This window comes from Fibrobacter sp. UWH1, from assembly GCF_002210365.1.
In the GTDB taxonomy this organism is placed as follows: domain Bacteria; phylum Fibrobacterota; class Fibrobacteria; order Fibrobacterales; family Fibrobacteraceae; genus Fibrobacter.
The window spans coordinates 1-24,426 of record NZ_MWQG01000041.1 but is presented as its reverse complement, the minus strand read 5'-3'; the positions used below and the strand labels follow the sequence as shown (position 1 = coordinate 24,426).

The following is a 24,426-nucleotide window of genomic DNA, read 5'->3' as shown; positions in this document are numbered from 1 at the left end:
CCAAGAAATTTCTTGGGCCGTCACTAAGCACATCTCCGATTCCTTCAATCTTCTCGAGAGCCTCTCGGGTTCTCGCTTCCGTCCGTTTCAGCGTTTCGGCTGTCTCGTTCGGAGGTGAGGCCAATTATAGAATTTTCTGGATGAATGTCAAGGGAAAAATCTAAAAAAAATCACATTTTTTCGCATTTTTCGCATAAACACTAGATTTTCCTCATTAAATCAACATTCTGTCAACAGAAATCTTTTGACAGCCTACGCAGCGGCACCATAATCCGGGCCAAACTTAGGCGCAATCAAAGCCCTTAACCTATCCATGTAGACGTAGGCCATGGCTCGGGTAACCTGCATACGCTCGGCAATCTGTTCCATTGCCTTCTTTTCGCAGCAGCATTCAAGGTAAAGATTCATGAATTCCAGCAGACGGACATCGCCGCTCTTGATGACTTCCTGGCGAATCTTTTCGACCAGGTCCATGATTTCGCAGGATTCTACCGGATGAGCTTCTGCATCGCACATGGAGTCGGACTTACTGGCGTAGTAATCATCTACGAAGGAATCGTAGTCAGACTGCAACAGAACACAGTAATCGCCATTGCCGTCCACACCATCGTTCAGACGCTGTCCGACCATGACAAGGCGATCGTTCTGGCGGTCGCGAGTCCAGTCCATGGCTCGATGACGCAAGTCGTTTACGGCATAGGCGCCAAAGGGTACTCCCTGAGTAGCATCGAAACGGCGTACAGCATCCCTGAATGCAGTGTAGATGTCGCTGGATGCATCTTCAAAAGAGCGGCCATTGTAGTTAAAGTCGTAACCGAACTTTGCCGGATACAGACCATCCTGGCTGTAACGGTGAACCGTTTCCAGCGTATCCTTCATGGAGCAGAAAAGACTGCTGCATGCGCCATCGTTACCGGACTGAGCCTGTTCAAGCCAGTCCTGCTGCTTTGCGGTCCAAGTGTAGACCTGATTGTTTTTCATGTTGACTCCCTTCCTAGAAACATTATTTGCCATGCCGATTCCCTCTTATTTGGTTGTAGCGAAAACCATTGCAAAAGACCATTGCGAACGCAATCGCAAAAGCCGAGATTTAACGCATACACTGCGCCGCACCCTGCCGGGCACCCCTCTAAAAAAATGTCTTGCTTGTTATGTGGTTCTATCTCTCATCACGTTAAAATATAGCAAAAGACGGCTGTCATAATATGACATTTTGCCATTCCCCTGAAATTTTTATTTAACATGTTGGATGCTCCCAATTTAGTCGTGCAAGCATTATATCGTCAGCTGAAAAAAAATTGTCAAACATTTTTTCAAAAAAATTTGACGTTTTTTTTGACTCAATTCATCCCTTAAAAAAAACGCCGATGAGACTTGCCCATAAAATGGGAAAGTCAACCGAGACGAGCGAAACGCAAACATTTATGTTTGCACTTCCGAGCCGACGAGACTTGCCTGTGAAACAGGAAAGTCCCCCGCATCAGCGAAGGACTTCTTGTGCTTAAAGTTTCGATTGTAGAGTTTCTTGTTCTTGATGACTCTGGTGCGGAGCGTCGCCCCGTTGCAGGAGCCATCGATTCGAAGGGATCGCATCGCCGCGGATTCCATTGCGGACTCGGAGGCGGATCCCCTGGCGTTGCCGACGATCGTCAGCTTTTCTTTCTTTGCCATAATGATCTCCTTGGTCTACAATCTAGAATTTCGAAAGGCAAAATTCAAGTGCAGCCGGGGAGCTACATTACTGGCCATCTTCGCAAGTAGAGACAACCGCCATGTAAGACATCTCGATGCTTGCTTCTTTAGTCATATTGTAGAAAGAGTAGGACTTTTCATCGCGCTTGACATTGCAGCCAGAATCCGTGGTGGTCAGCACCAGTTTTTCACCTTCGACGGTATATACATACTGCATATCATCGCCAAAGGAATCCTTACGAATAAACTTCCATGTACCGAAATCATCCTTGGAAATGGATTCGCAAGCATTTACAGATTTTTCTACGGTAAAGCAGTTGCCACCGGCAGATGTACCGGAAGAGGAATCGTCACCGCAGGCGACAAACATCGAAGAAGCCAGAAGAGTTCCGAGTAAAATAACCTTTTTCATTTTTTTCGCCTATTGAAATTTTAGAACTTAAAGTTAAAAAACTATATTCAACTGTATGAAATTCGCCCTTGGACATTTCGTACTTTTAACCATTTTCGTCAACGCATTTTTCGGTTGCAGCACCCCTACCGTCAGCAGCTCCGACGACGATGAAGATTACAGTTCATCAGAAATCCGATTCAGTTCATCACGCGCCTTTTCCAGTTCTTCGGAAGACGTTTCAAGTTCCGCAGAGGCCGCGTCAAGTTCGTCACTGACTCAGTCAAGTTCATCGCAGTTTTCATCAGGCAACTCAGAAAAAAAGCTCACCATTTACGAGGCCGTCAAGGAGTCCGGCGTTTACACCAGCAGGGATTCCGTGGGGGCCTACATCTGCAAGTTCGACAAGCTGCCTAAAAATTATGTGGGCAAGAACGAGGGGCAAGAACTTTACGAAAGTTCCACAGGAAACACTTTCAGCAAATGGAATTTCAACCCCTGGAAAACCCTGGGTGTCATGATCGGCGGCGACAGTTTCGGCAACAGGGAAAAATTGCTACCCGACGGAACCTACCGCGAAGCCGACGTGGATTACGGCAATGTCCAGAGCCGCGGCACAAAACGACTTGTCTATCAAACCGGTTGCATCATCTATTACACGGCCGACCACTACGAAAGTTACAAGCTCCTGGAATTCAGATAATCCGCTGTAATATGTTGTATGCTATGTAAGGAAATAGGGTCGAACTCAACAGGACTATACCTAAAACTAGCTTCCAGGCGTTCGGTCTATAAATCAAGTATAACAACAATATTAGCGGTACAAAATTCCCCAACCCAAAAGCATCGTCGGTTTTATTAGCAATTTTAGCGACGATGCCTGAACGCATGCACCTGTGCAGGAATTTTTCCACGGGCCCCTCATCCAATATGGGAATTTCAAACACTTTTTTATATTTTGAATCGATGTTTTCCATAAGTCAGATTTCAGTTCGAATTTTTGCAGGTGCCGCCTTCAAGGTACTGGGTTTTGCGGGCTGGAAAAAGCAGACTATAAAAAGGAACTTGGAATATGTTTCACAGGGAACGTGGATGTCCGGCGAAAAGCTGGAAGCGGAAAATCTCTACAAGAAAATGCTGCGGAACTTGACCTGGCACGTAGGGGAGTTGCTGTTCTGTTTTGACGTCTACAAGAAACTGCCCGAGGACTGCGGGGCGTATCCGTTTTCTGCAGGCGGAAAAATTTTCGAGCTGGCAGAAGGGGCGGCGGGCACCATCGAAAAGATGCGGCGGGGCGGAATTTTTCTGACGGCACACTACGGAAACTACGAAGCTAGCGGGGCATGGCTCTGTGCGCTGGGCGTTCCGCTGAAGGCCAGCTTTATTCCGCTGAAACCGAAATGGCTGAACCGTTTCGTGTACGAAAAAGTGCGGTGCGTCCGCGGGCGGCCCTATTCCATCGACGCCAAAAATCCGCGGGAATTTTTAGACCAGCTGGACGGAAAGGCGCCAGACTGCGGCGGGAAAAAACAACTGTTCTGTCTGCTGGCGGATCAGGATAGCCGAATCGGCAGCGCCATGGACGGAACCTTCTTGGGGCGGCCCGCCAAAATAAATCCGCTTCCTGATTTTCTGCTGAGGCACCGCCCGAACACTCCCGTATTTTTCTGCTGGATCCAGGAGCAAGGAAACAGAAAAATTCTGCATGCGGTGGAAGCACAAGAACCGAATGAGACGCAGAGGGACATGCAGAAAGAGATGCTGAAACAAGTTCAGCATGACGTGAATCAGCACAACATGGACCAACGCGGCTTGGACCAACACGGCTCAAAACAGCGTGATGAAAAAATTTCCATCGTAGACGGAGCGTACCGCGCCTGGCTCGAAGAACGGATCCGTGAAAATCCCGCCCTGTGGTATGGCTGGACCCACCGGCGTTTCCGCAGTACCCGTCCCGAAATTTACCGCTGAACTTTTTTGCGGAAAAAAGACGTTCTCCTTTAAATTATTTTCTTTTTCAAAAACCTGTTTGATCGTCATATAAGAAATCCCCGGAGCTTTGTTAAGTTCCGGGGATTTTTCAGTCACCAATTTTTTTATTACTTGAATTCGTAAATCTTGGAAGCGTAAGCCGTTTCACCGCTGCGCATCAACACGGCCACCTTGACAATCTTGGACTTGCCGCGGGGAATTCTCATCTTGACCTTGTAGCCAATGCCCACGGTAGAAGCCACCTGCTCGGCCTCGAAATTTTCGCCGTCTACAGAGACGATAACTTCTTCCACCTGGGCGACGTCGTTACCGGCCACATCCAGCAAGTCGAATTCCAGTTCCGGATAGATGGCTGCGCCCTGGGAAACCTTGCGCTTGACAATTTCGCGATTGCCGCCGCGGATGTCGATCTGCACGTTGGTCACCGGGTAGCACTTCAGCATCTGCTCCACAGTCCCGGCAGCCGTCGTGGCGGAATCCACATTTTCGGCAACCACCTTGTACACATGATCACCCGGCACAAGAGTGAAGGTGCTGGAACCGTCCTTTTCCATGTTGGTCTTCTGAATGAGGCTGTCACCCAGGAAGACAGAAACGGAACCGGAGTTGTCATTAAATCCGCTAGTGGCAAAAACGGCAAAGCACTTGCCTTCGTCGGATTCCAGAAGTCGAACGGTGCGGTCCACGCGATAGGTGAACGCAATTCGACCGCATTCAAAATCGGCACCGTCCACACTGCAGTTCAGCAGGTACTTCTTATCGCCGAAGGAACCTCTAATCCAGCTGGGGGTGAAATGCAACTTGTGACCCTTGGACTCAAAACTTTCGGAACCGAGAGACACTCGGACGCCGGCAGTACAGGTGACGCCGATATCGATACTGTCTGCGCTGACAAGAGCGGGCAGCGAATCGATGATACAATTATACTTGGATTTCAGATCCTCGTTACGGACTTCGATCTTCTGGTCCAGCTCCTGGGCCTGGGCCTGAATGGCTTCGTCAGACTTCGTGGTGTCATCAAGGACTTCGCCCAGCTTTTTCACAAATTCGGGATCGCTTGCATTTTTTGCTTCTACCACGACAGCAGGCTTATCCTTACGGAAGGCCACAAACTGATTTGCCTTGACAGGAATTTCCTGGCCATTATTTTCCATGACCATTTCGCCGGAGTTCAAGGCGCCGTAGGGCTGACCTGCTTCGGTCATGCCGAGGGTACCGTCGGTACCGCGGATCGATGCGGTTGCCGTTCCGGTCCTAAACTTGAAGACACTGTTGCCTTTCTGCTTCTGGGCATCGAAGCGGATCATACCCTTCTTGATGCTGATGTCAGAAACTCGTGAATCCTTGTCGAACAGAAGTTCGTTGAATTCCACCAGCGCATTTTCGCCGATAGCGATCATACTTCCATCTAAAAGGGAAATCTGCGCCCCGGACTCGGTGTAGGTCCGGATCATGTAACCGTCCAGAACCTTGGCACCCACTCGGAGGGCGGCCCAGTTGTTCTTACCCTGCTTCTGGTAAGACACATCGCCAAGAACAGAACGGACCTTGCCACCCTGGGTAGCAGCCATGGCCACCATGGCGCAGGTCAATGCGAAAACTGCAGAAAACTTTAAACTCTTCATTCCAAGCCTCTTTTTAGAAACTTCATCAAACATATAATATATATGTGGAATTAGCAAATGTATAAAATCACACTTTTGTTTTTTCGTCAGCGGATTCCGACTCCAGCTTGCGTTGCCAGAGCACCTGGTCCACCTTGGCCATCAATTTTTCTTCTTGATAAATGTCAAACAGGGCCTGCTCCTCTTTAATGAAGGCAGCAAAAGATTTCATATAGCAAAGCAGCGACGCCACCGAGAAGGCCACCGCCAAAAATCCCGAGATGCTGGTATCGCGAATGAAACCGATAGCGGCAGCCAAAACGGTCATGATCGCAAAACCGTTTACGAAGTTCTTGTCAACCGGACTGACCTTGGAAAGAATTTCAGCCACCGTCTTGGAAGAAGACTGCCGGCGACTTTCCAGCGCGGATTCAGTCTGCATTACCAGATCCTTGAAGATGAAATAATGGATCAGAAATCCGACGTACGGGATGCTACTACAAATGACGGCACCCCATGGAGAAAACTTGCTCATGGCCACCAGGCGCAAATTCTTTTCGGCGCGAAACAACCAGAGCAACCAGAAAAACTGAAAGATACTCCAGACCAGGAGCATGACAAATCCGGAAAAAGCCATGACGATGATATAGTACATGAAATTCATGGCCGCGCCAATGTCAGGACTTTCGGAGGAGAACTGCTGCATCGAATAACCGCTGGCCGTCAACTGGTGCGTAACAATCAGTCCCAGTATACAAATCAGGACAACCGCTACCAGATTGACCTTCATCCAGAAGAGGCTTCGAGTTCCGCGAGACTTGTTGCTTTCCATAAAATTCCTTTGGCTTACCTTTCCCCAAAAAATACAATTTTTGAGGGTTTTATTTTTTACGCAATCCGAAGCGCATACTTTTAAACAAGAAGTTTTACTATACTGTTGATAAATAGAGGATAAATGTTTAAATAATGTGAATAGAAAGTTCATCCCGTTTTTAGGATATTTCCAAATCCAACAAGATATTCACAAAAATATCGTCATTGTACCTGTTGATAAATCGAAGCTTTTTATCCGTTTGTAAAATGAAAAAACCGTAACTTATTGCCAAATAACGATGTTTCACGTGAAACAGGTGTGAATAGATTAAAAATTGTCCAACGCAACTTTCAACATAATTTTTTTAAATGTTGACAGTTTTATCCACAATTTACCCATAACAGGACTTATTCATCGCAGGGTGTTAATTAATTGTTTACATTCTATCAACAGGATAAAACGAAAAAGGCCGGCTTTCGCCGACCGATTTTCACAATTTAAGCAGCCTAAAAGGCAATCAAACTAGAACTTTACCACCTTGGGAGCCGCAGTGAAACTGCAGAACACAGCCTCGGCGTCCTTGAAGTAAAGCACCTGAGTGTTGGGATCTTCGGCCTTGTACATGGCCTTCAGTTCTGGATAGGCGTCCAGCATATGGACCTTGGGTTCCAGGCGATCGTCTTCTACCAGGGTACCGCTAAGACGGAGCCACTGGTTTCCAGCCTTGTTCATGGCACAGAGCTGAACCTTGGGGTTGGCGGCAATCTGCTTGGAAACATTTTTGGACTTGCCAGTCTGAATGTACAGCTTACCTTCAAAAATTTCGGCGGTACCGAAGGGACGAACCTTGGGCTGATCGCCATCGACAGTTGCCAGAAAATAGGCGCCACATTCCTTGAGAAACTTTACTACTTCTTCCATAATTTTTAGGTCGGCCATTGCATGGCCTTAAGGTGTGAGGTTGTTGGGACGCATCCGAAGGATGCGTTGAGGTTTAAAATACTTGGCGTTCTGCCCCCTAGTGTCATGCTGAGCATAACATAGTGGAGCGAAGCATCCAGTCTTTTTGTATTTACTACACTAATATATATATGTTGTGGAATTTCCGCCATTAAATTTGAAAAACAACATTATTTTTCTAGGTACAATTACCACAAAAACTCCTCTTACTATATTATATAGTATTGAAAGCGCAAGGCGCCATTATATAGCTCAAAGGGAGCGCAAGCGACCGACCTCATACCTCAAAGCGGCAAAGCCGCGACCTCGCACCTAATATGCAAATCCGTAAAGCTACTCCAGATGATTTTCCCCAGATGCTCCCCATTTTCCGCGAAGTGATTGAAGGGGGCGACACCTACGATTTCGAGGAAACCGCCAGCGACCAGGACGCATTCGACTACTGGTTCGGCAAGGGCGTAAACAGCTGGGTCATGGAAGAATCCGCTTCGGACGCAGGCAAGGATAGTGCAGGCACCAAGATCCTCGGCTACTACAAGATCATCCAGAACCACCGTGGCCGAGGCAGCCATGTGGCCAACGCTTCCTTCATGGTTTCCAGCGCCGCCCGCGGAAAAGGCATCGGTCGCAAGATGGGGGAGGACTGTATCCGAATGGCTCGCGAAATGGGATTCAAGGCAATCCAATTTAACTTCGTCATCAGCACCAACGAACCGGCCATGCACCTGTGGAAGAGCCTAGGCTTCAAGGAACTTTGCCGACTGCCCGGAGCCTTCAACCACAAGAAGCTGGGTTTCGTGGATGCAGTAATCTTCTTTATGGAACTGTAGAATATCCACAATATAACGGGGATTATATGAGGAAAACCATCCTATTGTTAATAACTTTGGCATTTTTCACCCAAGCACAAGCCTTAAACTGCGTAGAAGCCATGTTTAAAGCCATTCAGACTGATATGTACATTCCCGGAGAATACGTTCTGGATAGTTTATACAGATCTTACTCGGATAAACAGGCTCCCTGGTCAAAAAAGATGTACTATACAGACGATCTTCCGGACAGCACCATCATCTACAGTGGTTCCGAATACAGAAAGGTAATCCACAACTATACCCAGGAAAAATCCAAAGACGGAGAAATATCCGTTATCACCATTAGGAAAGATGGCAAACTTTACAAGACAGTAAAATTCTATTCCACTGCTGATTCCATAAGTTACGATATCACCACCGAGTACGAAGACGGTCCCGAAAAGGAAGTTGGCTACCTTTCACTCCGTAATGATACCTTATTTTTTAAAGAAGATTTCTACTACCTGGATTCTACAAGCAAGAACGTGTGTTACCTGGGAACGCCAGAAAGAGAAAACTTTGTAAAACTGACTCTTGATGTTAGTGACAATACAATCCACCTGCTTCAAGAAAGCACCTACAGCAACACTGACATGTTTTTGATCAGCAAAAGTCAGGAAGGCGCGACCATTGTTATAGGCATTCGCCCCACGGTAAAGGCCAAAAAATTCCAATACTTTGACTTGAAAGGCAGACCTGCAAAAAACAGTCGCTCAATACTGGCTCCTAGAGCACTCCCATAATTTTTTCAAAAAAAAATTCACTTTTTCCTATTGACTCGTCCCTTAGGGCCGGGTCTATATTTGTATAGTCGCCTGACGAGGTGGCAGAAAAGTGATCACAAAAGAGCGGGTCGCGAACCGCAATTTTTTATGAACAAATGCAGCGCCTGGGTTGCAAGTGTTCTCCCACCGGTTACTGCTTTACCATCGAACACGACAAGGAATACAAACACGAGAACGTGGATATTGAGTACTGCGAACAGGTGGAGGAAATGCTTGAAGACTCCGACATTGTCCAGTTCAAGAAGATGCCTGCCGTGAAAACCGCCCTCTGCATGAAGCACCTTGGACCCTACGATCGGTTCTACCAGTCCTACACCGAGATGTTCAAGTACATCGAAGAGAACGGGTACAAGATTGTGGGTGACCTCCGCTGCGTTTATGTGGACGGTGCCTGGAATCAGGACGACCCCGAAAAGTGGCTCACCATTATCCAGGTCCCGGTGGAACGTTAGTGTCATTCTGAGCGAAGTCGAAAAACTTAAACAGGTCCTTGGCATTAAAAATGTCAAGGACTTTTTTATACTCTACGAACGTTTCACGTGAAACGTTTGCAAACCTAGGATGCGGCAGAGAATTTATTCTCTGACTAGTGTGCGTAGCACACCAACATCCGTAGGTTGAACATTCTTCGCCAACATTGTTTTTATGCATCTCCGCCTTGGGAACCATAGAACCCTTTTCTATATTAATCCTCAACATCAATTCACAGCGGCATTAATATTTGACCGCAGGACAGTTCGAAAACCATCCTGTCTATAAACAAAACTAGGTACCTCATGTATAGAATCTCGAAGCGCTTCGAAATTTCTGGAGCACATAAGCTGGCACTCTCCTACGAAAGCAAGTGTCAAAATCTTCACGGACATAACTGGATCATTACCGTTCATTGCCAGTCCAAGACTTTAAACTCTGACGGTATGGTCATCGATTTCAAGACTGCCAAGGAGACCATCTCCCGACAGCTGGACCACAAGTACATAAACGATGTGGTAGACTTCAATCCTACCGCCGAAAACATCGCCAAGTGGATCTGCGACCAGATTCCCCATTGCTATAAAGTGATCGTCCAGGAAAGCGAAGGCAATATCGCCGAATATGAAGTTGACTAAGATGTACTTCAGTGCATTGAGGTCGCTTCGCTTTGAGGTCGATGCTTCGCATCTAGAGGTATGAGGTATTGTAATTACAATTGCCTCTAGGCGCATAGCGCCGACCTCATGCCTCGAGCACCGAAGGTGCGTCCCCCATGCCTGACTACTGTCAACTTCCTACTATCTACTAACTCATGAAAATCTCTGAAATATTCCTCAGCATAGAGGGTGAGGGTATCCGCACAGGCGCCCCCGCCGTCTTTATCCGTCTGTTCGGATGCAACCTCCGCTGCTCCTATTGCGACTCCATGTATGCGGTGGAAGGGGGCGACTTCCAGGAAATGACCCCAGTGGAAGTGTTGGAAAAGGTCAAGTCCTTCAACACTCAGTTCGTCACCCTGACGGGAGGGGAGCCACTTATCCACAAAGATGTGGAAGTTTTATTGAAAATGTTGGACGATTACGGCTTCGAAGTGAATATCGAGACCAACGGAACCCAAACCAAACCTACTAGCCTAAAGAACATCTTCTGCACTATGGACTGGAAGAGTATCTCCAGCGGAATGCAGCCCCGAATGAAAATGGAGAACATGATGACCTTGGGGGAGAAGGATGTCCTGAAGTTTGTGGTGGGCACAGAGGAGGATCTTCTGGATGCCGCCCGGGTCATCGAGGCTATGGAAGGGAGGTTCACCGATCTCAGAAAAAGGCTCCCCACATTCTATGTTTCCCCCATCTTCGGGACAATGAAGTACGAGGATATGGTGAACTGGATTTTAGGGAACGAGGTGATGCGACGGAATAACGTCCGCTTCCAGGTACAGCTCCATAAGATTATCTGGAACCCGGAAGCTAGGGGAGTTTAGCCGATTCGAAGCACCCTATTATTTATATATTAACCCTATGAAAATAGATCACGTTGCCATTTGGGTCAAAGACATCGAGAAAGTTTGCGCCTTCTATGAAAAGTATCTGGAAGCTACGATTCATCCAGAATACCATAATCCTGCCAAGGATTTCACCAGCAGGTTCCTTACTTTTGATGGAGGCGCCCGCATTGAGGTAATGCACCGGAACGACATCGAATCTTCAATACCCAATCCACATTCAGGATGGTGTCATGTGGCAATATCCCTAGGGTCCAAGGATATGGTAGACAAGTTGACCGCCCAGATGGAAGCCGATGGCATTACCATTATAGGGCAGCCTCGAACGACGGGGGATGGATACTACGAAAGTGTGGTTCAAGATCCCGAAGGCAATCTAGTAGAACTGACCGTATAAATAATTTTCTACTTCTCTCGCAAAGTGGATAACTCACCCCGACGTTGGCTTGCTCCGCATGCTACACCCTGCATGTTGGCGCTTGCATAATCAGAATTATTACATCGGGAGCAAGCTCCCCGCCGCGGCACTCGTCATCGCAGGTTGGCATGCTTCGCATGCAACACCCTGCATGTTGGGACTAATGTCTTCGACATTAGTCCTACACCCATCGGGTGTCAAATGAAAATATGCAAGCATATTTTCGCTTTCCACCCTCGGTTGTGTTCCACGTGAAACATTTTGTATATTCTTTGGTATGAAACAGTATATCGTCGATGCATTTTCCGATACCTTATTCCATGGTAACCAGGCAGCAATTTGTATTCTGGACAAATGGCCGGAAGTTTCACTAATGCATAACATTGCATTCGAAAACAATTTCTCCGAGACAGCCTTTGTGGTAAAAACCGGGAATGACGAAAGCATCCCCAAGTATCACCTTCGCTGGTTTACCCCTAGCGATGAGGTTGATCTTTGCGGCCATGCTACTCTAGCCACCGCATTCGTACTTTTCAACTTTTATGAACAGACGACTCAAAAAATCATATTCGAGACAATGAGTGGCCAGTTAACAGTCAACAAGAACGGGGATCTTTATGAAATGAATTTCCCGGTTTATGACCTGAAGCCCATCCCCGTTACAGATGAAATGGAAGCCGCCCTGGGTGCAAGGCCCTCGGAAGCCTACATGGGTCGCGACATGCTCTGCGTCTTTGACTTCGAGGACACCATCGAAAACATGAAGCCGGACTTTGACAAGGTGAAGGAATTGCCAGGTCTTCTTGTTCATGTTACCGCTAAAGGCACCAAGGAAGACTGCGTCTCCAGAAGTTTCGGCCCCCGAATTGCCATTAACGAGGATCCGGTTTGCGGATCTGGACATTGCCACATCGCTCCTTATTGGAGTGGCGAGATGAACAAGCCAGAGATTATTGCAAGGCAGGCTTCCCGAAGGGGAGGCACTCTCTACTGCAAAATCGAGGGCGAAAGAATGACCCTGGCAGGGAAAGCAACCCTCTATTCAGTAAGTGAATTAAACTGCTAAAAAAAATCCCCGAGGCAATCGCCCCGGGGATTTTCCAACCATAGGTGAACCGTATGACTAGTACGGGAGGGTAACCAGCCCTCATTTGTTATATCGGCACCTCTAAAGGAATTGTCAAAAGAAAAAATCACTTTTTTGGGTACAAATCTTGCGGGGAACTTTTTCTATATTGGCACTTGCAAAAGCAGAATGACATCAACATAGGAGGTTATATGAAGAAGATCTTTCTTTTAGTCGCATCTTTTGTTTTTTCTGCACATGCCATTAACTGCATAGAAGCATTTTCAATTTCTAATTATGGTGGATCAAAAAAATTTGATAATACATATACCTTAGACAGCACTCAGTCCATAAATGGAAGCGATCTAAGTGGTTTCTACTATGCTCATACCACATTTAATCGTGATAAAAATGGCGCTATAGAAAGCGCAACAAGATGCACTGATGAATGCAATACTCTCTCATACAAAGAAGTCATCACACAAAACGATGCCGATAATTCCATCACCACAAATACGTACATAGACAACCATTTAACTGCGTCTGAGACATATTTCACTGAAAAGGATTCCACAGTAACAATCCAATACTCCAAAACGGATGATAATATGGAAGCCATGTTCACTTATTATACAGTTAACGATACCATCTATGGACTGCAATACTTTTATGATGTATATAAAGGTGAATTTGAATTAATGAACAGATATTACATAGCCTTAGATTCTATTGACAACAGCAGGTGCTACGAATACAGCCCAAAGAATGAACCAATGTCCAAATACTGGATTGAAACAACTGACAGTTCAATGACTTTTTTCTATTCAAGAATATATGAAGATGAACTTGTTGGAAAGTATTATTTTTCAAAAATTGGTAGTGAAAGCACAACTGGCTTTAAACACAAGATTCATCCTACAATCGTAAATAAGAAGTTCCAGCTATTCGATCTTATGGGTCGCCCCGCCAAGCAAAAGCAACATACCATTAAGGTTGTGAAATAACTCAATTTGCAAACATCCCCAGGGCAATGCCTTGGGCTTTTTCTTATATGGAATCTTTCCCAGAATTTAAATCCACAATCCACATTAACCGCTGGATGTACTTAGGCAGGATATCGTGGATTAATGTTGAAGAATCATCGTCGGGGGTAAATGTCTCTTCCTGCTCCATCATGTCGCTCATGACAGGAGGTAGGATGCCAAAGAGATTCTTTACTTCTTCTGCAGTGTATTGCCGATGAAGGATCGGTTCGCCAGATAGAGTCTTGACGGCGGCAAGCTCTTCTGCAGGATAAAACTTGCAGGGTTTCCAGACTTCTTTGCCATGCTTATCGCGAGATCCGGCAGCTCCGAAGAGACGGCAAATGGATGCCCGGCCACCATAAATAGTACAATGCCCTGGAAGATTCGTCCCCGAAATATCCTCCCGAAAGAAGGGGCAATGTTGGAATGTTGCAAAAGTTTCACGTGAAACATTTATCAAAGGAAACTTCCCTTCGGCAACATTCTGGGCTACGTCAGGCTGATTGCACAACAGCCAGGCGGCCATGTAAAGAGCTTCACTTTCCAGCAAGTCAGGCTCAAAATGTTCACAGCATTTGCCACAGCCATGAGGACAGGTGAACTTGGACTTTTCAAACCATTCCCGTTGCTTTTCTTCGATCCGGGAGTAAACTGCATCCATTTCAACTAGGATGTCGTATTCTTCGGTACCCCTCAACTTTTCAAGAATAGGGGCAATTTCAGAAATCATAAACGCCTTCCTGTTGCTAAAAATCTAGCAAAGGAAGGCTCCATTGGTACGGATTTTTATAAAACTTTCTGATAAATCTTCAACATGTCTTCACCAAAGCAGCAGAAGATTACCTTCTTCACATTCTGCGTTGGGTATTCCCGAACTGTCTTCACGGCAATTTCGGTAGCAGCCTTTTTCGGGTAGCCATACACTCCGGTAGAGATTGCCGAGAAGGCCACCGTCTCGCAACCGTTTTCTTCCGCCAGCTTCATGGAGTTTTCGTAGCAGGATCTGAGCAGTTCCGGCTCCCCATGAAGGCCATCGTTATAGATGGGTCCGGGAGTATGAATTACGAACTTTGCCGGCAGCTTGAACCCGGGAGTGATCCGGGCTTCTCCCGTCTGGCAGCCTCCGAACTTCATGCAAGCCATCAGCAGTTCCCGACCGGCAGCCCTATGGATGGCACCGTCCACACCGCCACCTCCCAGCAGGGAACAGTTGGCGGCATTCACAATGGCATCCACTTTAAGCTTGGTGATGTCACCCTGAAGCACCTCGATTTCTACCATTTTACACCCCCTCAAAAATGAAAAATCCACGAATCATCAACATACATTTCAAAACATAAATCTTTTTTATAAAACAAGTTACGAAATCACCACAAAATTTATCAACAAAAACCCAACATAAATTAAAATAATATCCACAGATATTTTAATTAAATGAAAGGCTAAACTCGTCTTTTGTTGATTTTATTTTTTGGGATATCTAAATTATGTTCCACGTGAAACACAACCGAGGGTGGAAAGCGAAAATAAACTTGTTTATTTTCATTTGACACCCGATGGGTGTAAACTCCAAAGGAGTAAACATTTGCAAATCTAGGATGCGGCATAGAATTTATTCTTTGACATATCCTGGGTGCAGCGAATGACTCCGTAGGAGCCCAACATTCGATAGCGAGTGTCGCGACAGAATGATTGCATTCTGGCACCTATCCTCGCTTGACGGGGATGACCGAGCATGAGAATGTAGTGTGCGTAGCACACCAACGTACGAACCATTATGTATAAAAATAACGAAGAACAGAAGAATCTTCTAAATCAGTTTCTTTCCTCAAACGGGGTGGAACTGTCTGCTGCAACTTTGGAAAAGCTTTATGCTTTTGCCGACCTGGTTGTTGATACCAAGGAATACGGCAACCTGATTTCTGAAAAGGATTCCCAGAAGTTTTTATCCAGACACATCGCAGACTCCCTGGTGCCTTATATATATATAGGTAAGTTGGTGGATCCTTCGGCTGCGCCTCAGGATGACACCGCAGCTTTTCGCGCAGAGGCCCTCAGCAAGCTGAAGGGTAAGCGTTGGGCTGATATGGGTGCCGGTGCAGGATGTCCCAGTTTTCCGTTAGCCATTGTCATGCCCGAAGTCCAATTCTACGCTGTGGAACCTCGCAACAAGCGCGTGCAGTTTATGAATTTCGTGAAGAAGGAATTGCACCTGGACAACATGACTGTCGTAGGCAAGCGCTTCGAAACTTCCGGCCTGGCTTATTTGGATTTTGTCAGTTGCCGCGCCCTTTCCACTTTTGAAAATGACTGGGAACGCGCCCAGCCGGGTCTGGCCCGTGGTGGCAAATTTGTGACCCTTAAGAGTTTTAATAACATCGTTCACCTGGAAAACGATCCGGCAGTACACATATATAAATATGCATTGCCCCAGGAAGAACAGGAATATGCCCTAGTTACAAGAGGTAACGAATGAGTAAAGTGATCGCTATATGCAACCAGAAGGGTGGGGTAGGCAAGACTACTACCGCCGTGAACCTGGCTGCCAGTTTTGCCGCCCTCGAAAAGAAGACTCTTCTTATTGACATGGACCCCCAGGGTAATGCATCCCAGGGTCTGGGTTTCAATGAAATGCAGGACGTGGATATCCACGAAGTTCTGAACATGGCCGAAAATCCGGATAATGTTACCTATGAAACAATCAAGGAAGCAATTCTGGATACCAACCTGGACTACCTGAAGATGATCACTTCCGGACCGGACCTGGCTGTCATGGAAATCGAACTGGTGAACGCCATGAGTCGCGAACGCCGTCTCGAACGCATCATGAAGATCCTGTCCCAGGAATTCGAATTTATCATTATCGACGCTCCCCCCAGTCTGAACTTATTAACATTGAACGTGTTGACAGCCGCTACTAGCGTGCTGATTCCCGTGCAGTGTGAATATTATGCACTGCAGGGTATGACTGAACTTTTCAAGACCATCCGCGAAGTTCAGAAAAATCTCAACAGCAACTTGAAGATCGAAGGTGCCCTGTTGACAATGTACGATTCCCGTCTGGGTCTCTGCAAGCAGGTGGCTGACGAAGTCCGCGAAAACTTGAGCGACACCGTCTTCAAGACCATGATTCCCCGCAACGTCCGTTTGAGCGAAGCTCCGTCTCACGGCAAGCCGGTTATCCTGTACGATGTGCAGAGCACCGGTTCCCAGGCATATGTAAAGCTGGCTGAAGAAATCCTGAACAAGGATAAATAGTCAGGTCAGTCAAGCTAACTATATATATAAGGAAATTATTTTTATGGGTAAGAAGTCTTTTTCTCTGGGTCGTAGTCTCGCTGATATTTTGAGGGATCATTCTGTTGAACAGCCTAGCAATCCCCAGGAAACTAATCAACAATCTGAAGCTAATGCTGTCGAAAACGCCGAAACTGTTGATAACTCCCAGAAAATTATCGAAATTGACGTAAATCTCATCGACCCCAACCCGTTCCAGCCCCGTAAGACTTTTGACGATGACGAACTGGTTGAACTTGCCGAAACCATCGAGAAGCATGGTCTGATCCAGCCTATCGCCGTTCGCAAGGTGGGCGACCGCTACCAGATCATCAGCGGTGAACGTCGTACCCGCGCAACCAAGCTGGCCGGTCTCGCTACTATCAAGGCCCAGGTCTACGAAAGTCTGGATGACAAGATCATGGGCGAATGGGCCCTCATCGAAAATATCCAGCGTGTGGACCTGAATCCTGTTGAAGTTGCACAATCTTATCAACAGTTGATCGATCTTCACAACTATACCCACGATGATTTGGCCAAGACTGTTGGTAAGTCCCGCTCCGCTATCACCAACGCACTCCGCCTGCTGAAGCTCCCGACCCAGGTTCTGGATTGGATTCAGGAAGGCAAGATTGCCTCTGGTGCAGCCCGCGCACTTTGCTCTGACAAGGTGGACAATGCCGAAGAACTGGCAAAGCGCATCATCGAGGAAGGTCTGAACGTCCGTCAGATCGAAGCCATTATCCGCGGTGACGAAGTTCAGCCAGCACAGGCTCCTGCCGAATCTTCTGAAGAAGTTCCCGAAGTTCACACTGGCGAAGAAGTTTCCGGCGAAGAACCTGTCGACGCACCGGCAGCAGAACCCAAGCCCAAGATCGAACTTTCCGCCGACCTGAAGAATTTCGAAAATCGTCTCGAAACCTACTTTGGAACCAAGGTTCAGTTGAAACCCACCAATCCCACCCAGTCCCAGGGTACCATCGTCATCAACTACTATAGCATGGACGACCTGACCCGTATCCAGGAATTGATGGACCGCTAATAGGCGATTCCGTTAGACAGAGGAAACTGTGAAAGGTAAGTATTACACCATACAGATTATCCCGGAAGATTCCAAGGAAATCAAGAAGTTCCGTGTTTCCACCAAATGGTTCACGTTCCTCAAGATTTTCCTGGTAGTCCTGATTGCCGTTACCGGCGCCTTCATCTATAAGATGGGCCATGTCACCAAGACACTCATCCGTTACGAGAAGATGCGCGTCACCAACGCCCAGCTGATCAAGCAGAATCAGAACTACGAGGAACTGTTCAACCGCATGGACTCCCTCTGGGTTCTGGAAGAAAGAATCCAGAACCTGCTAGGCACCTTCGTAGAAAATGATTCCAACAAGGTCAACAGCCTTATCGACAAGAATAAGTTCGCCCACACTCCTTCTGAGAAGATCGATGTGGACTATGAAGGCGGCTGGATTCCCATGGAAGAAAAACTGCGCCTTGAAAAAATTCCCAACGTGATTCCCGTGGTCGGCATCATCAGCAAGAAGTTCTCTGAAGAGAACGGACACATGGGAACAGACTTCTCGGCCCAGCCCGGAAATCCTGTATTTGCATCGGGCAGTGGCACCGTGGAATTTGCCGGGCAGAAAGAAGAACTTGGAAACACCGTCATCATCAACCATCAGAACGGTTACGTTTCGAGTTATTCCCATATGAAGGAAATCCGCACCCGCAAGGGTCGCAATGTCGGCAAGGGTGATATCATCGGTACCATCGGTGCAACTGGCAATGCCAGTGGACCCCACTTGCACTATACTATAACGAAGGATGGAAAGGAACTGGATCCCGAAACATTCTTCAACTATTAGTATCTTATAGAATTAGATTTATAAAAAATTTCACTAACCAAAGAGGAAACAATGGCAGTTAAGGAACAGGAAATTACCCAGATCGGTCATAGCGTAACCATCAAGGGCGACATTAGCGGCAAGAGCGACGTTCGCGTAGCCGGTACCATCAACGGTAGTGTTGCAATTGAAGGCGAACTGATTATCGAAAAGCAGGGTTTCATCGAAGGCGAAATCAAGACTACCTCTGCAGTAGTTGCAGGTTCCGTCAAGGGCAACATCGATTGCTCCGAAAAGCTCATTCTCGAAAACAGCTCCCAGTTTGTCGGTAACATCAAGACCAAGCTCCTGATCATCCAGGAAGGTGCAGTGTTCCAGGGCAACTGCCAGATGGGCAATCTCCAGCAGTCTCAGCAGCCTGCTTCCGCTTCTAAGGAAGTCAAGCTCTAATCAACACACATACTAATAAATACTATGTATATATATATATAGTATTGAATATTGGTTTCGTGAATAGTGGATAGATTTGTAAAGTTTAATTTATAACTCATTGATGCTCAATAAGATACGAAGATAATTCAGATGTGCACAAATGTTGAAAACTTCAAATCTATTCACAATTTTCAACGTTGATAAGTGTTGAAGCTTAGTTTTCAATGTGAATTCACAAAACTTTCACAAAACGATGTTGAAGATTGGGAAAAAAGCACATTATCTTTGTTGATTTGGCTCACAAAGGGAAAAATTTTGAAAAAATATATCCTTGGGTGGCTAAACAAAAACTTATATTGTACTAGCAATTTGTATGGAAACTAAAATTCTCAAAATAGGCCAGATAACCGATATCCATATCGGTGAAGACGAGAACTTGGTGCAGGGCATCGATGTTCGCGCCAACTTTCTTAAGGCCTTGAATTCCGAATCTATGAAGGATTTGGACCTGCTGGTCCTGTCCGGTGATTTGGCTAATGAGGATGCAGAGCCCGGCGCCTACAAGTATCTGGCAGACCTGCTCAAGGATTACCCGGTTCCATACTGCGTTATTCCCGGAAATCACGACCGCATCGAAGTCATGGAGCAGTTCTATGACCTGAAGGGCAAGGTCCACGATGGCAAGTGCTATTACCGTTACGATATCGCCGGTAGAAGCATTTTCTTTTTGGATAGTGCCTGCGGCGACGTTTCTCCTGAACAGCTGGTTTGGCTGAAGGAAGAGACGGCCAAGGTTTCTGGTGAGATCTTGCTTTTTGTACATCACCCTCCCTGTTTCTGCGGTCACCGCTTCATGGACTTGCGTTATCATATGCGCAACATGCTTGATGTGCAGAAGGTCCTGGCTGACATTCCCAACCTGACTCATATCTTTACTGGACACTATCACAGCCAGTTCGAGGTCAAGCTTGGACGTCAGACGGTTCATGTTTCACCGGCGACACAGATGCAGATTGACCCCAATTGCCCCTATTTTAACCTGAAAAGTTCGGCTCCTGGGTGGCAAGTGATCAAATGGGGCGAAAATTTTGTAGAAACTGAAGTTTATTTTCACTAAACCCCTTGAAAATATTTCAGTAATTGACTAAATTTGGTTCAACCTTCGGCGGCTTAGCTCAGTTGGTAGAGCGTCGGAATCATAATCCGCAGGTCTGTGGTTCGAGCCCACAAGCCGCTAGTAAAGGAAGGTCCAAGAAATCAAACCCGTGAGTTCTTGAGACTTTCAAAAAGAGGCAGTTATGTCTGGACGTATAAAAGGAATTAACTTTAACCTGGCGACGTTTAAGACGGCTGCCTCTTTTTTTGTTTTTGCAGTTCTGGCTGCATTTATGGCCGTGAACTTTACCGCCTGCGGCGAAGAGCAGCAGAGTGTGCCTGAAATTGCTCAGATGCACGTAAGTTCTCCCAAGACACAGCCCATTGTTCCGGTGGAGACTTTTAACGTTCCTTCTTCTTCTGTGATCAGTGCCGAAAAGGCAAAGTTCTACGCCAAGGCAAGTGCCGGCTTGGTAGAACTGGGCTATCGCTGGTCTGAACGAATCGACAAGGCTAACGATTCCGAAAAGATTTTGATCCTGAACGCCTACAATGTTGCCCGTGACCAGCTTTGCGCCCGTGTGGGTCTGGCTGGTGTGGCAGAATTCAACTGGATTACCTCCGTGGCTCTCCCGGATCCCAAGAACAAGGCTGTTTTTGAGTCTGTTGGCCTGCGTCCCAATAACTAGTCGAATTGGATAATTCTAAATATGCAGTCATGAAGAAGTTCATGACTGTTTTTTTCGTTCTGTTCTTTTTTCAGGTTTGCGCTTGGTCGCAAGCGGTCACCCATAAAGAAAAGAAAAATCTTGTAGAAGCTGCCAAGTCTATCCAGGATTCCATAGAAAGGGAACCTGTTATCAGTGTGAAGGATGTGGCGCTGTGGAAGTTGGAGATTAGAGCCGCAGACTCTGCACGTATCGTGGATTCCTTGCGGACTGCCGGTTATGGCGCCGAATTGGACGAATTTTTTTCTAGGGATACGGCCAAGGTTGAACCGGTTTTTGCCCCGGTGGTTGCCGGCCAGATTCTGGGCCAGAATGTTTTTGTGTGGGCCTGGGATTATTATGTGCTGGACAAGAATTACGCCCACACAGGTCCCAGCTATTGGAAGCGGAATTTTAGGGAAGGCTGGAAGTGGGATCATAATCACTGGGCCATCAATTTTTACGGGCACCCGTATCAGGGTTCCTACTATTATAGTGCCGCCCGCGCCGGCGGTTACGGTTTTTACCAGAGTGTAGTTTGGGCGGCTCTCGGAAGCAGCATCTGGGAAATGTTCTGCGAGACGGAATACCCGGCGCCCAACGACTTGATGACGACTTCTATTGGCGGCTCCATGTACGGCGAAGTTCTGTACAGGCTTTCACGATTGGCTTATAGCAACTCCGATGTGCCTTGGTACAGGGAATTGGCGGCCTTCATTTTCCACCCTATGGCTTATAGCCAGAGGAAGATGTTCGGTAGTCGGGATTTCAGGACGGGCTGGGTGCCTGTTGAACTTGTGATTGCTGCAGGTGGCGGCTCCCGATTCGGTAGTGATTACCGTATTGGTAACCAGGGGGCCGATAATCTGGACCAGCAGTGGAACGATCATCACGGCATGACCTCATTGTTCCTGGAATACGGAAAGCCCTATACGAGGGTGAAGGAACCTTTCGACTATTTCAAGGTGGAGATGTTCAACGAGACAGGTTTCGAGGGGAACGTATTGCAGCTTGACATTATGGGAAAGCTGAAAAATGCGGGCCTGCATGGTCGCGGCCACTGGTTGGATTTTTCTCTGAACCTGGACTTCGATACTTTCTACGGGGACTTGGCTACGGTGAGCACCTTGTCATTGGGAGCCGCCCTGGATATTGCCCTGTGGCTTACGCCGGATTTACGGTTCCGCATTATGAACCAGATTTATTATATCATGTTGGGTACAGCTGACATGGGATATGACGACTTGATCCAGGAAGTGCATCCGGAGTACGTTTCGGACAAGGACAATTACCAGTACAATACCGGCGTGAAATACAGCCTGATGACAGAAGTTCTGTACAAGAAAAAATTCAGGGTCTATAATAAAGTCGTCGCAGATGTGCTGCATACCATTCCAGGCTCCACACCCCACTATGGCGCGGAGGGTTGGGACTTCCTGGTGGTGAACCAGTCTGCCATGGAATACAGGATTCTGGATTGGCTTGATCTGGGTAGCCGACTGGACACTTACCTAAAATTGGCGGCCTATTCAACGGACTTGTTCGAGCCCATGAGCCGCCGAATTTTCTGTTTTTCGACGTACCTGAATTTCCACTTGATGGGCGGCAGGTAACGGAGCGGCTGATAACGATGGTCGGCAGGTAACGGAGCGTCAGGTAGTGTCTGCGAGCGCGGATTATTCGGTCAGGATTTTTCCGTAGAAGTTCTTTACGTCTTCCCAGCGGTAGTAGGGAGCGGCGGGGCACTTTACCTTTTTGGCGGGGGGCGGCGGAAGCATTACGCCGGGGGCCGCAGGCTGGGCAGCGGGTTGGGCTGCCACCATGCCGGGCTTGATGTCGGCCTTGACCTGGGCGGGTTCTTGGGCGGGTTCGTCGCCGCAGGGGATGGGTGCGGTAACTTCACGTTCATTGTACAGGAACTTGACCAGGATTTCGGGGGCTGCGCCCTTTGCCGGCTTGGCGCCTGGCTTCTTGTAGAAGATCATCTGCAGGTTTGCTGCCATGGGGATGATGCGGAAATCAGTCCACTGTTCGTGAAGCTTGCTCAGGTCGGTGACCTTTGCATTTGCGACGGAAAGCTGCATGAGACCTGCCAGGGGGAGGAGCCCTGTGTCGTGACCGAAACGGAGGGTGGCTACGGTGTTGGTGGCGGCGTCTGCATCGGTGGCGCCTGCGATGGCGTTTTCGGTTTCGCTCATGATGTGCTTCAGGATGGGCTTTGCGGTGTTGATGCCGTCATTACCGGTAAGGGGGCATGTGCCCAGGATGCTGTACCACCAGGCGTTCTGTGCCTTCCAGCGCTTGATTTTTTCTTCTTTGGGGAAGAGTCGGTCGAAGATAATCAGGTCGTTGTCGTCTTCCATGCCCTGGATGCTGCCTGCGATTTCGAACATCTTGTTATAGAGATTGGAAACGTCCACGTTCTTGGAAACGTAGGCGGTGTCGGCGAAGATCGTCCGTACGAAATTGTCGGTGGAGATGTCCTTCCACAGCTTGTCGTTTTCGGCCTTGAATTCCGGGGTTTCGGCGTAGTTCTTTGTGATGTCGAAATTGAAGGTGTTGATATGGCCCATGAGACTCTTGCCTGATTCCATGCGGATTTGGGCGGTGGGCACCTGGGACTTGAGGCCGCCTACGAATGCGGACATGCTGACGATGCAACGGCCCGAAGTGCTGGCGAAGGCGTCCACCTGGGGCGGCAACTTGACGTTCTTCTTGACTTGCTTGCCCTTGGCGTTGACTTCGGCAATTTTGGCGTTCTTGCTCTTGAACACATCGGGGAAGTTCTTGGCCATTCGCATGGCGATTCCCTCGTGCTGCTTGACACCCTTCTGGGTCAGGTCTCCTGCGCGGCTTGCGGCCTTGTCTGCCAGCAGTTTTGAAGACAACATAATGTACTTGCCCGTGACGGAAAGAGCCTTTGCGGAATCGGCCTTGGCCAGAGTCTCGAAGAGGTAGTTATAATCGTCTGCGCTGTAATGGTAGCGGCTTCCGTGGCGGCCGTAATGGCTGATATAGAACGGCTTATAGCCGGCAGGCGCCTTGGTGTATTTGACGCTCTTGTCCGGTTCCGGGTAGACCAGGTAACCGCTAGCGGTATATTCCGGATGATCTTTAAGTTCGTCGTCTGTCGTTTGGGCGACAGTAAAACCTGCCATGGCGAAAATTGCAAGGAGGGTAACAGAAAAAATGGACTTGGGTGTTCTACTAACTAAGCTGTTCATATCATAACCTTTTCCATAAAGATAGATTTTATTCTTGTGCATTTTTATATTTGCCCCATGCTTTGTCGCCTTGTATTTGTACTATCCCTTATATGCGCATGCGGAATAGCGTTGGGGCAGGGGCAGGATTCCCTGAAAATAGGGGATGGTGATAGGGCGGCTATTGTTGAAACGGAACATGAAGATGGAATTGTCGAGTTCAGGAGAAAATTTTTAACCCGAATTCTATTTGCAAATGCATAATCCGAGCGGAATCTGAAGGATGCAAAAAA

27 protein-coding genes and 1 tRNA gene are annotated in these 24,426 nt (G+C 47.5%); 19 read left to right on the top strand and 9 right to left on the bottom strand.

The genetic code is table 11. From position 1 onward, the window contains the following. Window positions 1–252: 252 nt before the first annotated feature. The 3 genes from B7992_RS13905 to B7992_RS13895 all read right to left on the bottom strand — a co-directional run bounded on the left by B7992_RS13905 (window position 253) and on the right by B7992_RS13895 (window position 2,104). Window positions 253–981: a sigma factor gene (locus B7992_RS13905; protein ID WP_158535572.1), complete on the bottom strand. Its 729-nt coding sequence runs from the start codon at window positions 979–981 to the stop codon at window positions 253–255. Between the two features lie 441 nt (window positions 982–1,422). Next, entirely contained in the window at window positions 1,423–1,671 is a 249-nt protein-coding gene (locus B7992_RS13900) for a hypothetical protein (RefSeq protein WP_073160831.1), read from the bottom strand. 67 nt (window positions 1,672–1,738) lie between these two features. Further along, window positions 1,739–2,104, bottom strand: coding sequence for a hypothetical protein (locus tag B7992_RS13895; RefSeq protein ID WP_088666564.1), 366 nt, complete (start codon window positions 2,102–2,104; stop codon window positions 1,739–1,741). Window positions 2,105–2,159: 55 nt separating this feature from the next. Here B7992_RS13895 and B7992_RS13890 point away from each other — a divergent pair, with 55 nt between their 5' ends. Further along, the gene (locus B7992_RS13890) at window positions 2,160–2,786 is read left to right on the top strand and encodes a ribonuclease domain-containing protein (RefSeq protein WP_088666563.1); all 627 of its coding nucleotides are present in this window, start codon (window positions 2,160–2,162) and stop codon (window positions 2,784–2,786) included. Window positions 2,787–3,049: 263 nt separating this feature from the next. Further along, window positions 3,050–4,054, top strand: coding sequence for a lysophospholipid acyltransferase family protein (locus B7992_RS13880; RefSeq protein ID WP_088666562.1), 1,005 nt, complete (start codon window positions 3,050–3,052; stop codon window positions 4,052–4,054). 128 nt (window positions 4,055–4,182) lie between these two features. On the opposite strand, the gene B7992_RS13875 is transcribed toward B7992_RS13880, so the two are convergent. The 3 genes from B7992_RS13875 to B7992_RS13865 all read right to left on the bottom strand — a co-directional run bounded on the left by B7992_RS13875 (window position 4,183) and on the right by B7992_RS13865 (window position 7,414). Then, a complete protein-coding gene (locus tag B7992_RS13875) occupies window positions 4,183–5,700 on the bottom strand; it encodes a FecR domain-containing protein (protein ID WP_073238124.1) in 1,518 nt (505 codons plus the stop codon). A 67-nt stretch (window positions 5,701–5,767) separates the two neighbouring features. After that, complete coding sequence (locus B7992_RS13870; RefSeq protein ID WP_088666561.1) at window positions 5,768–6,511, bottom strand: hypothetical protein; 744 nt, start codon at window positions 6,509–6,511, stop codon at window positions 5,768–5,770. A gap of 504 nt (window positions 6,512–7,015) precedes the next feature. Beyond that, window positions 7,016–7,414, bottom strand: coding sequence for a pyridoxamine 5'-phosphate oxidase family protein (locus B7992_RS13865; RefSeq protein ID WP_073160817.1), 399 nt, complete (start codon window positions 7,412–7,414; stop codon window positions 7,016–7,018). Window positions 7,415–7,770: 356 nt separating this feature from the next. Between B7992_RS13865 and B7992_RS13860 the strand changes: the two genes are divergently transcribed. The 8 genes from B7992_RS13860 (at window position 7,771) to B7992_RS13820 (ending at window position 13,555) form a co-directional block, all read left to right on the top strand. Next, window positions 7,771–8,283, top strand: a complete 513-nt coding sequence (locus B7992_RS13860; RefSeq protein ID WP_073238121.1) for a GNAT family N-acetyltransferase — start codon at window positions 7,771–7,773, stop codon at window positions 8,281–8,283. Between the two features lie 101 nt (window positions 8,284–8,384). Continuing rightward, a complete protein-coding gene (locus tag B7992_RS13855) occupies window positions 8,385–9,047 on the top strand; it encodes a hypothetical protein (RefSeq protein ID WP_073286611.1) in 663 nt (220 codons plus the stop codon). 137 nt (window positions 9,048–9,184) lie between these two features. Beyond that, complete coding sequence (locus B7992_RS13850; protein ID WP_088666560.1) at window positions 9,185–9,541, top strand: GyrI-like domain-containing protein; 357 nt, start codon at window positions 9,185–9,187, stop codon at window positions 9,539–9,541. A gap of 324 nt (window positions 9,542–9,865) precedes the next feature. Continuing rightward, a complete protein-coding gene (gene queD, locus B7992_RS13840) occupies window positions 9,866–10,198 on the top strand; it encodes a 6-carboxytetrahydropterin synthase QueD (RefSeq protein ID WP_073160811.1) in 333 nt (110 codons plus the stop codon). 176 nt (window positions 10,199–10,374) lie between these two features. After that, window positions 10,375–11,046 carry a radical SAM protein gene (locus B7992_RS13835; protein WP_088666558.1) on the top strand — a complete coding sequence of 224 codons (672 nt, stop codon included), beginning with the start codon at window positions 10,375–10,377 and terminating at the stop codon, window positions 11,044–11,046. A gap of 37 nt (window positions 11,047–11,083) precedes the next feature. Further along, window positions 11,084–11,464, top strand: coding sequence for a VOC family protein (locus tag B7992_RS13830; protein WP_088666557.1), 381 nt, complete (start codon window positions 11,084–11,086; stop codon window positions 11,462–11,464). Between the two features lie 298 nt (window positions 11,465–11,762). Next, window positions 11,763–12,551 carry a PhzF family phenazine biosynthesis protein gene (locus B7992_RS13825; RefSeq protein ID WP_088666556.1) on the top strand — a complete coding sequence of 263 codons (789 nt, stop codon included), beginning with the start codon at window positions 11,763–11,765 and terminating at the stop codon, window positions 12,549–12,551. A gap of 212 nt (window positions 12,552–12,763) precedes the next feature. Then, the gene (locus tag B7992_RS13820; protein ID WP_073160804.1) at window positions 12,764–13,555 is read left to right on the top strand and encodes a hypothetical protein; all 792 of its coding nucleotides are present in this window, start codon (window positions 12,764–12,766) and stop codon (window positions 13,553–13,555) included. Between the two features lie 43 nt (window positions 13,556–13,598). On the opposite strand, the gene B7992_RS13815 is transcribed toward B7992_RS13820, so the two are convergent. Beyond that, window positions 13,599–14,306, bottom strand: a complete 708-nt coding sequence (locus B7992_RS13815) for a YkgJ family cysteine cluster protein (protein WP_088666555.1) — start codon at window positions 14,304–14,306, stop codon at window positions 13,599–13,601. A gap of 56 nt (window positions 14,307–14,362) precedes the next feature. After that, window positions 14,363–14,857 (bottom strand): O-acetyl-ADP-ribose deacetylase, encoded by a 495-nt coding sequence (locus B7992_RS13810; protein ID WP_088666554.1) that lies wholly within the window; start codon window positions 14,855–14,857, stop codon window positions 14,363–14,365. A gap of 496 nt (window positions 14,858–15,353) precedes the next feature. Here B7992_RS13810 and B7992_RS13805 point away from each other — a divergent pair, with 496 nt between their 5' ends. The 9 genes from B7992_RS13805 (at window position 15,354) to B7992_RS13765 (ending at window position 22,543) form a co-directional block, all read left to right on the top strand. Further along, entirely contained in the window at window positions 15,354–16,052 is a 699-nt protein-coding gene (locus B7992_RS13805) for a 16S rRNA (guanine(527)-N(7))-methyltransferase RsmG (RefSeq protein ID WP_073160798.1), read from the top strand. Beyond that, the gene (locus B7992_RS13800; RefSeq protein ID WP_073160796.1) at window positions 16,049–16,834 is read left to right on the top strand and encodes a ParA family protein; all 786 of its coding nucleotides are present in this window, start codon (window positions 16,049–16,051) and stop codon (window positions 16,832–16,834) included. Before B7992_RS13805 ends, B7992_RS13800 begins: the two co-directional genes overlap by 4 nt. Window positions 16,835–16,877: 43 nt before the next feature. Further along, the gene (locus B7992_RS13795; protein ID WP_073160794.1) at window positions 16,878–17,894 is read left to right on the top strand and encodes a ParB/RepB/Spo0J family partition protein; all 1,017 of its coding nucleotides are present in this window, start codon (window positions 16,878–16,880) and stop codon (window positions 17,892–17,894) included. 28 nt (window positions 17,895–17,922) lie between these two features. Beyond that, window positions 17,923–18,717, top strand: a complete 795-nt coding sequence (locus B7992_RS13790; RefSeq protein ID WP_073160792.1) for a M23 family metallopeptidase — start codon at window positions 17,923–17,925, stop codon at window positions 18,715–18,717. A gap of 51 nt (window positions 18,718–18,768) precedes the next feature. Continuing rightward, entirely contained in the window at window positions 18,769–19,146 is a 378-nt protein-coding gene (locus B7992_RS13785; protein WP_073160790.1) for a polymer-forming cytoskeletal protein, read from the top strand. Window positions 19,147–19,501: 355 nt separating this feature from the next. After that, the gene (locus tag B7992_RS13780) at window positions 19,502–20,245 is read left to right on the top strand and encodes a metallophosphoesterase (protein ID WP_073160788.1); all 744 of its coding nucleotides are present in this window, start codon (window positions 19,502–19,504) and stop codon (window positions 20,243–20,245) included. 47 nt (window positions 20,246–20,292) lie between these two features. Further along, window positions 20,293–20,365 (top strand) — tRNA-Met (locus B7992_RS13775). Window positions 20,366–20,426: 61 nt separating this feature from the next. After that, a complete protein-coding gene (locus tag B7992_RS13770) occupies window positions 20,427–20,912 on the top strand; it encodes a hypothetical protein (RefSeq protein ID WP_249269405.1) in 486 nt (161 codons plus the stop codon). A gap of 5 nt (window positions 20,913–20,917) precedes the next feature. Beyond that, window positions 20,918–22,543: a DUF3943 domain-containing protein gene (locus B7992_RS13765; RefSeq protein WP_139259222.1), complete on the top strand. Its 1,626-nt coding sequence runs from the start codon at window positions 20,918–20,920 to the stop codon at window positions 22,541–22,543. Between the two features lie 63 nt (window positions 22,544–22,606). Here B7992_RS13765 and B7992_RS13760 read toward each other — a convergent pair whose 3' ends face one another. After that, window positions 22,607–24,154: a histidine-type phosphatase gene (locus B7992_RS13760; protein WP_254917717.1), complete on the bottom strand. Its 1,548-nt coding sequence runs from the start codon at window positions 24,152–24,154 to the stop codon at window positions 22,607–22,609. Window positions 24,155–24,426 lie beyond the last annotated feature (272 nt).